Genomic DNA, 10505 nt, shown 5'->3' with positions numbered 1-10505 from the left:
CACGCCCAGGCCGCCGCCGGTGTGGCCGGGGTGATCAAGACCGTGGAGGCGTTGCGCCACGGGCGGCTGCCCCGGACCCTGCACGCGGACGAGCCCACGGGTGAGATCGAGTGGGAGGACAGCGGGCTGCGCCTGCTCCGGGAGGCGGAGCCCTGGCCGGACACCGGTCGGCCGCGTCGTGCCGCCGTGTCCTCCTTCGGCATCAGCGGGACCAACGCCCACGTGGTGCTGGAGGGGGTGGCGGACGAGGGCAGCCCCGTCACCGTGCCTGAGAACCCCTTCCGGAGGACCCGTCACTGGGTGGTTCCCCGGACACCGGAACCCGTCCCCGCCGCTCCCGAGGTGGGCGCCCCGCTCGACGACGGCCTGGCCCTCGCGGACGGGCGCACGGTCTTCACCGGTCGGATCGACCCCGCCGACCACCCCTGGGTCCGCGACCACGGACTGCTGGGACGCGTCGTCCTGCCTGGGACGGTCTACGTGGACCTGGTCGCCCACACCGCCGGCCGGGTCGGGGCGGGGACACTGGCCGAGCTGGTGTTGGAGGCCCCGATGGTCCTGGTCCGGGACCGGGCCGTCCACGTCCAGGTGGCCGTGGGCCCCCGTGACGGCGACGGTCACCGGACGGTGGAGGTCCACGCGCGCCCCGACGGTGATCCCGACGCTCCCTGGACCCGGCACGCCTCGGGCGCGCTGGACCACACCCGACCGGAGTCCGCTCCGGAGCCGCACGCCGCCGATCCCGGGGCAGCGTCCGGAGAGGTCGACTACGGGCTGCTGGAACGGCGCGGCCACACCTACGGTCCCGCCCTCCGCGGGCTGCGCTCGGCGCGGCGGGACGGCGCGGACGTCCTCGCCGAGGTGGTCGCGCCCGACGCCCTGGACACGGCCGTCCCCTTCCACGGCCCCCACCCGGCCCTGGTGGACGCCGCGCTGCACGCGCTGCTCCTGCACGGCGACGCCGACGGGGGCGCCCTCATGGTGCCCTTCACCTGGTCCGGTGTCCGGGTGGCCGCCATCGGGGCCGACGACCCGCCCCGGACCCTCCACGTGCGGGGGACCGAACTCGAGCACGGTCGGTACCGCCTCGCGGTCACCGACGAGCACGGCGCCTCGCTCCTCACCGTCGACGAACTGGTCCTGCGCCCCCTCGACGAGGACAGTCTGCCCGCACCGGAACCCGGTGAGCTGCCTGAACTGTACGAACTCGGGTGGCGGCGGGTGGAGGTGCCCGCTCCCGAGGCCCTGGCCACGGCGGGACTGCCGGACCTGGCCTCCCTCGGCCCGGACGACCCGGCGCCGCCGGTGGTCTCCACCGAGCTGCCCGCGGCGGTCGTCTACACCGAGGGCGCGCCCGTCCCGGACGCGGTGCGCGAGGGGCTCGACTCCGTGCTCGGCACGGTTCACGCCTGGCTGGCCGACGAACGGTTCGCCCACGCACGCCTGGCCGTGGTGACCTGGCGTGCGGTGTCCACGGACCCGGGAACCCGGCTCACGGGGTTGGCGGCCGCGCCCGTGTGGGGGCTGCTGCGTGCCGCCCAGCGGGAGCACCCGGGAAGGCTCGTGCTCGTGGACTCCGACGGTTCGGAGGAGTCCCACCGGATGCTGGCCGCCGCGGTCGACCTCGGCGAGCCCCAGGTGGCCCTGCGCTCGGGAACGGTGCTGGTGCCCCGTCTGGCCAGGGTGGAAGCGGAAGCGGACCGCGCTCCGACCGGCCCGCTGTGGCGGCTCGACACCCGTGCCCCCGGGTCCTTGGCGGACCTGGAGCCGGTGGCGGACCCCCGGGTCGCACGGGACCTGGGCCCCCACGAGGTGCGCCTGGCCGTACGCGCGGCGGGGGTGAACTTCCGCGACGTGGTGGTCGCGCTCGGCTTGGTCGAGGGCGAGACCGGGGTGGGGATCGAGGGCGCGGGGACAGTCCTGGACACCGGCGCCGAGGTGACCGACCTGGCGCCCGGGGACCGCGTGCTCGGGATGTTCGACGGCGCCTTCGGGCCGATCGCGGTCGCCGACGCCCGCGGTCTCGCCCGGATGCCCGAGGAGTGGACGTTCGAGCAGGCGGCGGCGGTTCCCGTCGCCTTCCTCACCGCCTACCACGGGTTGGTGGACCTGGCCGCGGTACGCCCCGGGGAGAGCGTCCTGGTGCACGCCGCCGCCGGGGGCGTCGGCACGGCCGCCGTCCAGTTGGCGCGGCACATGGGCGCGCGCGTGTTCGGTACGGCGAGCCCGCACAAGTGGCCGGTGCTGGAGGGATACGGGCTCACCCCGGACCGGTTGGCCTCCTCCCGGACCCTGGAGTTCGAGGAACGGCTGCGCGCAGCCAACGACGGGCGCGGTATGGACGTGGTGCTCAACGCGCTGAGCGGGGAGTTCGTCGACGCGTCCCTGCGCCTTCTGCGCTCACCGGCGGACGGTGAGGGGCCGGGCGGGCGCTTCGTGGAGATGGGCAAGACCGACATCCGCTCCCAGGAGGAGGTCGCCGCCGTCCACCCTGGACGCGACTACCAGGCCTTCAATCTGCCGGACGTGGCACCCGAACGGATCGGGCAGATGCTCGCCCGGGTGGTCGAGCTGTTCGTGGGCGGTGTCCTGAAGCCGCCGCCGACCAGCACCTACGATCTCCGGCAGGCGGGGGACGCCCTGCGCGCCCTACAGCGCGGTGAGAACGTCGGCAAGCTGGTCCTGACCGTTCCGACGCCCTTCCCACAGGACCGCGCGGTCCTGGTCACGGGCGGCACCGGCGTCCTGGGCCACCACCTGGCCCGCCACCTGGTCGCCGGCTACGGGGCACGCGACCTGCTGCTGGTCAGCCGGAGCGGACCCGACGCCGACGGGCAGGACGCCCGAACCGCGGAACTGGCCGCCCTGGGCGCCCGTGTGCGCGTCGTGGCCTGCGACGTCGCCGACCGCGACGCCCTCGCCTCCGTCCTCGCGGACCTGGACCGCCCCCTCGGGGCGGTGGTACACGCCGCGGGGCTGCTCGCCGACGCCCCCGTCACCGACCTCACCCCGGAACGGGTCGACCGCGTGCTGCGCCCCAAGGTGGACGGGGCGTGGAACCTGCACGAACTCACGGCCGACACCGACCTGAGCGCGTTCGTCCTGTTCTCCTCCGCCGTCGGAGTGCTGGGCAACCCCGGCCAGGCCGGTTACGGGGCGGGCAACGTCTTCTGCGACGCCCTGGCCCAGCACCGGCGCGAGCGCGGTCTGCCCGCGACCTCCCTCGCGTGGGGGCTGTGGGACGGTCCGAGCGGTATGACCGGGCACCTGACCGCGGCGCAGATCAGGGCGATGGGCAGGTCCGGTCTGCTGCCGATGCCGCCGGAGGCGGCCCTGCGCCTGTTCGACGCGGCGCTGTCACGGGGCGTGCCGCACGCGGTCCCCGCCTGGATCGACACCGCCACGGACGCCGATATCGCTCCTCTGCGGGACCTGGTCACCCGTCCCCCGGCGGGCCAGGAGGCCTCGGCCGTCCCCGACGACGCCGCGCGCGTTCCCGGCGCCGGGCGCGGGCGGACGTCCACCGGTGCCGCCGAACGCGTCGCGGCCCTGCCGGAGGCCGAGCGTGAGCGCGCCCTTCTGGTCGAGGTGCGCGGCCACCTGGCCGTCGTCCTGGGCCATGACCCGGGCTCGGCCCGTGTCGACGCGGACCGGCCCTTCAAGGAGTTCGGTCTGGACTCCCTGACCGGACTGGAACTGCGCAACCGGCTCGGCGCGGCGCTCGGGGTACACCTCCCGGGCACCGCTGTCTTCGACCACCCCACCCCGCGCGCGCTCGCGCGGCTGTTGACGGACCTCGTGGCCCCCGAACCGCCGGGGGTGCCCCAGCCCAGGCCCACCGACGCGGAGGGCCTCGTAGCCGACGACGAGCCGGAGGGGGAGGGGATCGACGCGATGGACGTCGACGACCTCGTGAATCTCGCCATGCAAGGAGAAGCCCACCGATTCCCACGTGGACAGGAGACAGCAGATGACGTCCGATGACCACCGGCTGGTGGCGGCACTCAGGTCCGCGCTCAAGGAGAACGCCCGGCTGCGCGAGCAGCTCGACGACGTCGCGTCCCACGAGCCCATCGCCGTCGTGGGCATGGAGTGCCGCCTCCCAGGCGGCGTCGACTCCCCGGAGGACCTGTGGGCCCTGCTCGTCGACGGCCGCGAGACGGTGGGACCGCTGCCGGACGACCGGGGGTGGGACCTGGCGTCGCTCCTCGGGGAGGGCGGCCGCGCACCCCGGTCCGCGATGACCAGGGGCTCCTTCCTCGACGCCGCCGGTGACTTCGACCCCGGTCTGTTCGGGATCTCCCCGCGCGAGGCCGAGGCGATGGACCCGCAACAGCGCCTGCTGCTGGAGGTGGCGTGGACGTCCCTGGAGCGTTCCGGGATCGCGCCCTCCTCGCTCGCGGGTTCGGACACGGGTGTCTACGTCGGCACCCTCACCCCCGAGTACGGGCCGCGCTTGGCCGAGGCTCCGCGGGACGGGCTGACGCTGACCGGGACGTCGCTCAGCGTGGCCTCGGGGCGGTTGTCGTACACGTTGGGGTTGACGGGTCCGGCGTTGACGGTGGACACGGCGTGTTCGTCGTCGTTGGTGGCGGTGCACCTGGCGGTGCGGGCGCTGCGGTCGGGGGAGTGCTCGCTCGCGCTGGCGGGCGGCGCCACGGTCATGTCCTCCCCGGGGCCGCTCACCGAGTTCACCACCCTGGGCGGGCTGGCGCCGGACGGTCGGTGCAAGGCGTTCGGCGCGGGAGCGGACGGCGCGGCCTTCTCCGAGGGCGTGGGGATGGTGGTGTTGGAACGGTTGTCCGACGCCCGCCGCGCCGGTCACCCGGTCCTGGCGGTGATCCGGGGCAGCGCCGTCAACCAGGACGGGGCGTCCAACGGCCTGACCGCGCCCAACGGCCCCTCCCAGGAACGGGTCATCCGCCGGGCGCTGGCCGACGCCGGTCTGGGGTCGGGCGACGTCGACGCGGTGGAGGCGCACGGCACCGGCACCACGCTGGGCGACCCGATCGAGGCCCAGGCGCTGCTGGCCACCTACGGAACGGAACGCCCCGAGGACCGGCCGCTGTGGGTGGGCTCCCTCAAGTCCAACCTGGGGCACACCCAGGCGGCGGCCGGTGTCGCCGGCCTCATCAAACTGGTGCTGTCCCTGCGCGAAGGGACGCTGCCGCGGACCCTGCACGCCGACACGCCCACGCCCCACGTGGACTGGTCCTCGGGGGCGGTGCGGCTTCTGACCGAGGAGCGGCGCTGGGAGCGGTCGGACCGGCCGCGCCGGGCGGCGGTCTCCTCGTTCGGGATGAGCGGGACCAACGCCCACCTCATCGTGGAACAGGCACCCGACGGCGCCCGTGAACGGGCCGGCGGGGACGCGCCGGGCGCCGACCGGCCCCGCGGCCCCCTGCCCTGGACGCTCTCGGCCCGGGACGGCGCCGCCCTGCGCGCACAGGCGGAGCGCCTCCGCGACCACCTGGAGGAGCACCCCGAGGCCGACCCGGCCGACGTCGGCTGGTCGCTGGCCACCACGCGGTCCGCGCTGGAACACCGGGCGGTCGCCGTCGCCGAGGACCGGGCGGGTTACCTGGAGGCCCTCGACGCGGTGGCGGGGGGACGGGCGCACCCCGGCGCGGTGGTCGGCACGGCGCGGGAGGCCCACCAACCCGTGTTCGTCTTCCCCGGTCAGGGCGGCCAGTGGTCCGGGATGGCCGTCGACCTGCTGGACGCCGCACCGGTGTTCGCGCGGCGGATGGCCGAGTGCGAGGCGGCGCTGGCGCCGTACACGGGCTGGTCGCTGACGGACGTACTGCGTGGGGGTGACGTTCTCCTGGACCGCGTGGACGTGGTGCAGCCGGCGCTGTGGGCGGTCATGGTCTCGCTCGCGGAGCTGTGGCGCTCCCACGGGGTGCACCCTTCAGCCGTCGTGGGCCACTCCCAAGGGGAGATCGCGGCCGCCTGCGTGGCGGGGGCGCTCTCCCTGGAGGACGCGGCCCGCGTCGTGGCCCTGCGCGGCCGCGCGCTCCTGGAGCTCTCGGGCACGGGCGCGATGGCCTCCGTCGGCCGGTCCGCGTGGGAGGTGCGCGCGCGCCTGGCCGGACTCGACGCGGACGCGCACGTGGCCGTGGTCAACGCCCCGGAGTCGACGGTGGTGGCGGGCGAGCCCGAGGCGGTGCGCCGCCTGGTCAAGGAGTACGGGGCCGAGGGCGTCCACGCGCGGATGATCGCGGTGGACTACGCATCGCACACCCCGCACGTGGAGCGGCTGCGCGCGCGGATCACGGCCGAGCTGGCCGGGATCACGCCCCGGCGGCCCGACGTCCCGATGTACTCCACCGTCACCGGTGGTCACCTGGACGGGACCGCTCTCGACGCCGAGTACTGGTACCGGGGGCTGGCGAGACCGGTCGAGTTCGAGGCCGCCACCCGTGAGCTGCTGGCGTACGGACACGACGCGTTCATCGAGGTGGGCCCGCATCCCCTCCTGGGTTCGGCCCTGCGGGAGACCGCCGAGGCCGCCGGAGCCCGCGACGTGGTCGTCCTGGGCACGCTCCGCCGCGGCGAGGGCGGCCCGTCCCGATTCACCACCTCCCTGGCCGAGGCGCACGCGCACGGCGTCGACCCCGACTGGGAGCGGGTGTTCGGCGGCCGTCGCCGGGTCGTCGACCTGCCCACCTACCCTTTCCAACATCAGCGCTTCTGGCGGTCGGGCGGGGGCGACGGATCCGACCCGGGCGCGACCGAGCCCGCTCCGGGCGCGACCGGCTCCCTGGACGACTGGGTCTACGAGGAGGACTGGGTGCCAGTCCGGGGTCACCGGGCGCGGACCACCCCCTCGGGCACCTGGTTGCTGTTCCGCCGAGGGCCGTTGGACGACACGGTCGCCGCCTGCGTCGCGGCCCTGAACTCCCGCGGCCACCGGACCCGGATCGTGGACCTGCCCCCGGCACCCGAACGCCGCGGCCTGGCCGACCTCGTCACCGAGGCCCGCCGTGGGTCCGAACCGATCGTGGGAGTGCTGTCCCTGGCAGCCCTGGGCGGCGCCGACGCCGGAATCGCCCAGCCGACCTGTGCGGCGGGGCACCGGTACACCGTCCTGCTCGTCCAGGCGCTCGGCGATGCCGGGGTCACCGCCCCGCTGTGGTGCCTCACCCGCGGAGCGGTCCCGGCCGACGGGGCCGTGACCGATCCGGCCGCCGCGCTCGTGTGGGGGCTCGGCCGGGTCGTCGCCCAGGAACACACCGACCGCTGGGGCGGGCTCGTCGACGCGCCCGCCGAGGGCACGGAGGGAGCCGGAGAGCTTCTCGCCGCGATCCTCGCGGGAGAGACGGCCGAGGGCGAGGACCAGGTGGCGATCCGGGGCGGCCGCGTCCTCGCGCGGCGGCTCGGCCGCGCTCCGCTCGGCCGGGTCAGGGCCACCCGCCGCTGGGCACCCTCCGGAACCGTCCTGGTCACGGGGGGAACCGGAGCGCTGGGCGCGCACACCGCCCGCTGGCTGGCCCGGCGGGGCGCCGACCACCTGCTCCTGGTCAGCCGCCGGGGAGAGGACTCGCCGGGGGCCCGGGAACTGGTCGAGGACCTGCGGGCGGCCGGAGCCGAGGTGACCGTCGCCGCGTGCGACGTCGCCGATCGCACCGCGTTGGCCGACCTCCTGGCCGACATCCCCGAGGAGCATCCGCTGCGCGCGGTCGTCCACACGGCCGCCTCCCTGGACGACGGTCCCGTCGACGCGCTCACCCCCGACCAGGTGGCGTGCGCCCTGCGGGCCAAGGCGGACGGGGCGGTGCATCTGCACGAGCTCACACGGGACCTGGACCTGTCGGCCTTCGTCCTGTACTCCTCGGTCGCCGCCGTGTTCGGCGTGTCCGGGCAGGGCAACTACGCCCCGGGCAACGCGTTCTGCGAGGCGCTGGCCCACCACCGGCGCGCCCTCGGCCTTCCCGCCACCTCGGTGGCCTGGGGCGCGTGGTCGGGGCGGGGCATGGCCGGGGACGGGGCGGTCGCCCACCTGCTGCGCCGCCACGGCCTGCCGACCATGGACCCCGACGCGGCGGTCAGCGCGCTCGGGCGCGCCCTCGACCGCGACCTGACCGCGCTGGCGATCGCCGACATCGACTGGCCCCGGTTCCGCACCGCGCTGACCGTCAACCGACCGAGCCGCTTCATCGGTGACCTGGGCCGAACGGTCGCCGAGCAAGCCGGGTCGGGCGTGTGCGCGGAGGGCGGCCTGGTGGAACGGCTGTCCGGGCTGGGCCGCGCCGAGCGGCGCCGAACCCTCACCGACCGCGTGTGCGAGACGGTCGCCGCCCTGCTCGGCTACCGGTCGGCCGGCGCGCTGGACGCCGACCGGGGACTGAGGGACCTGGGCCTGGACTCGGTGACCGCGATCGAACTGCGCAACCGCCTCTCCGCTCTCACCGGGCTGCGGCTGCCCTCGGGACTGGCCTACTCCCACCCGACGTGCGCGGCGCTCGGACACCACCTGGAGGAGCGGCTGTTCGGGGACACCGAACGGATCGTCATGGCGCGCATCGACGGCATCGAGGCGGCCCTCTCCGAGCACGAGGGCTCCGACCTGGACCGCGAGGCCGTCGCACGCAGGCTGCGCGGGCTGCTCGACCGGCTGTCCGACCGGAACCCGTCGGTCCTGGGCGCGGGCACCGTCGACCGGGACCTGGAGTCCGCCTCCAAGGAGGAGTTGTTCGCCTTCATCGACGAGGCCCTGCGCGACTGACCGAACCCGAGACGTACCCGCCCCGTCCCCCTGCCCCGCGCCGCCCCGTCCCGATCCCTGCCCCGCGCCCGTTACCCCTGGTCGCGGATGACACGAACCGGTGAGGTCACACCCATGTCCGATGACGCCAAGCTCCTCGACTACCTCAAACGGGTGACCGCCGACCTGCGCCGCACGCGCGCCGAGCTGGAGGACCTGCGTTCCCGCGACCGCGAACCCGTCGCCGTGGTCGGTCTGGGCTGCCGGCTGCCCGGTGGTGCCGACTCCCCGGAGGCCTTCTGGCGCCTGTTGGAGGAGGGCGCGGACGCGATCGGCGACCTGCCCGCCGACCGCGGATGGGACGTGGAGTCCCTGGCGGCCCGGCCCGGCGGGACCCGGGCGGGCGGGTTCCTCGACGACATCGGGGGCTTCGACGCCGGGTTCTTCGGGATTTCGCCGCGCGAGGCCGCCGCCATGGACCCCCAGCAGCGGCTCATGCTGGAGGTGTCGTGGGAGGCACTCGAGCACGCCGGGATCGATCCGGCGTCCCTGACCGGCACTCCCACGGGCGTGTTCACCGGGATCAGTCTGGGGGGCTATGCCGGGGGCTCCGTCGCGGGGACGGTCCCCATTCCGGAGGAGGCGGCGGGCTACCTGGCGACGGGGACGTCGCTCAGCGTGGCCTCGGGGCGGTTGTCGTACACGTTGGGGTTGACGGGTCCGGCGTTGACGGTGGACACGGCGTGTTCGTCGTCGTTGGTGGCGGTGCACCTGGCGGTGCGGGCGCTGCGGTCGGGGGAGTGCTCGCTCGCGCTGGCGGGCGGCGCCACCGTGATGACGGGCCCGATGCTGTTCGAGGAGTTCGCCAGGCAGGGCGGGCTGGCGCCGGACGGTCGGTGCAAGGCGTTCGGCGCGGGCGCCGACGGGACCGGTTTCTCCGAGGGCGCGGGCGCGGTGGTGTTGGAACGGTTGTCCGACGCCCGCCGCGCCGGTCACCCGGTCCTGGCGGTGATCCGGGGCAGCGCCGTCAACCAGGACGGGGCGTCCAACGGCCTGACCGCGCCCAGCGGATCGGCTCAGGTGAGGGTGGTGCGCGCCGCCTTGGCCGACGCCGGTCTGGGGCCGGGCGACGTCGACGCGGTGGAGGCGCACGGCACCGGCACCACGCTGGGCGACCCGATCGAGGCCCAGGCGCTGCTGGACGTGTTCGGCCCGGGCACGGCAACCGGCTCGGAGGCGACAGTCCCGGGGACGGTGGCCGTCGGCTCGGTCAAGTCCAACATCGGCCACACCCAGGCGGCCGCCGGGGTGAGCGGATTGATGGCCATGGTCCTCGCACTGGGGCACGGCACGCTCCCGGCAACGCTGCACGCCGACCGCCCCTCGCACCTGGTGGACTGGGAGACCGGGCGGGTCCGGGTGCGGGGATCGGCCCGTCCCTGGCCGCGGGGCGGCCGGACGCGTCGGGCGGGCGTGTCCTCGTTCGGGATCAGCGGGACCAACGCGCACGTGATCGTGGAGGAGGCCCCCGAGCAGACGGCCCCGGAAGCGGTGGCTTCGGCGGACGCCGGGACGCCCGCCCTGGTGGCGGGTCCCGTGCCGTGGGTGCTGTCCGCCCGCACCGCGCCGGCGCTGGCCGAACAGGCCGCGCGCCTGCACGCGCGTCTGGGGGAGGGCGCCGCGCCGGGCGCCGCCGACGTCGCGCGCTCGCTGGCCACCGCCCGTACCGCGTTCACCCGGCGCGCGGCGGTCGTCGGCGCGAGTGACACGGAGCTCATGGAGGGGCTGCGCGCGATCG

3 protein-coding genes are annotated in these 10505 nt (G+C 75.5%); all 3 read left to right on the top strand.

Translation table 11 applies throughout. The features are described from left to right. Positions 1-3984: SDR family NAD(P)-dependent oxidoreductase (locus D471_RS34795; protein ID WP_017599746.1), on the top strand; the 3984-nt coding region annotated here is incomplete at its 5' end. After that, complete coding sequence (locus D471_RS0117045; protein ID WP_017599745.1) at positions 3971-8728, top strand: type I polyketide synthase; 4758 nt, start codon at positions 3971-3973, stop codon at positions 8726-8728. The genes D471_RS34795 and D471_RS0117045, both read left to right, overlap by 14 nt. A 114-nt stretch (positions 8729-8842) precedes the next feature. Next, positions 8843-10505, top strand: a 1663-nt coding sequence (locus D471_RS0117040; protein WP_017599744.1) for a type I polyketide synthase, incomplete at its 3' end; no start/stop codon positions are given.

This window comes from Nocardiopsis lucentensis DSM 44048 (genome assembly GCF_000341125.1).
GTDB classification, from domain to species: Bacteria; Actinomycetota; Actinomycetes; order Streptosporangiales; family Streptosporangiaceae; genus Nocardiopsis; species Nocardiopsis lucentensis.
Note: the sequence above shows the minus strand (reverse complement) of the source record. Positions and strands in the feature narration are given on the sequence as shown.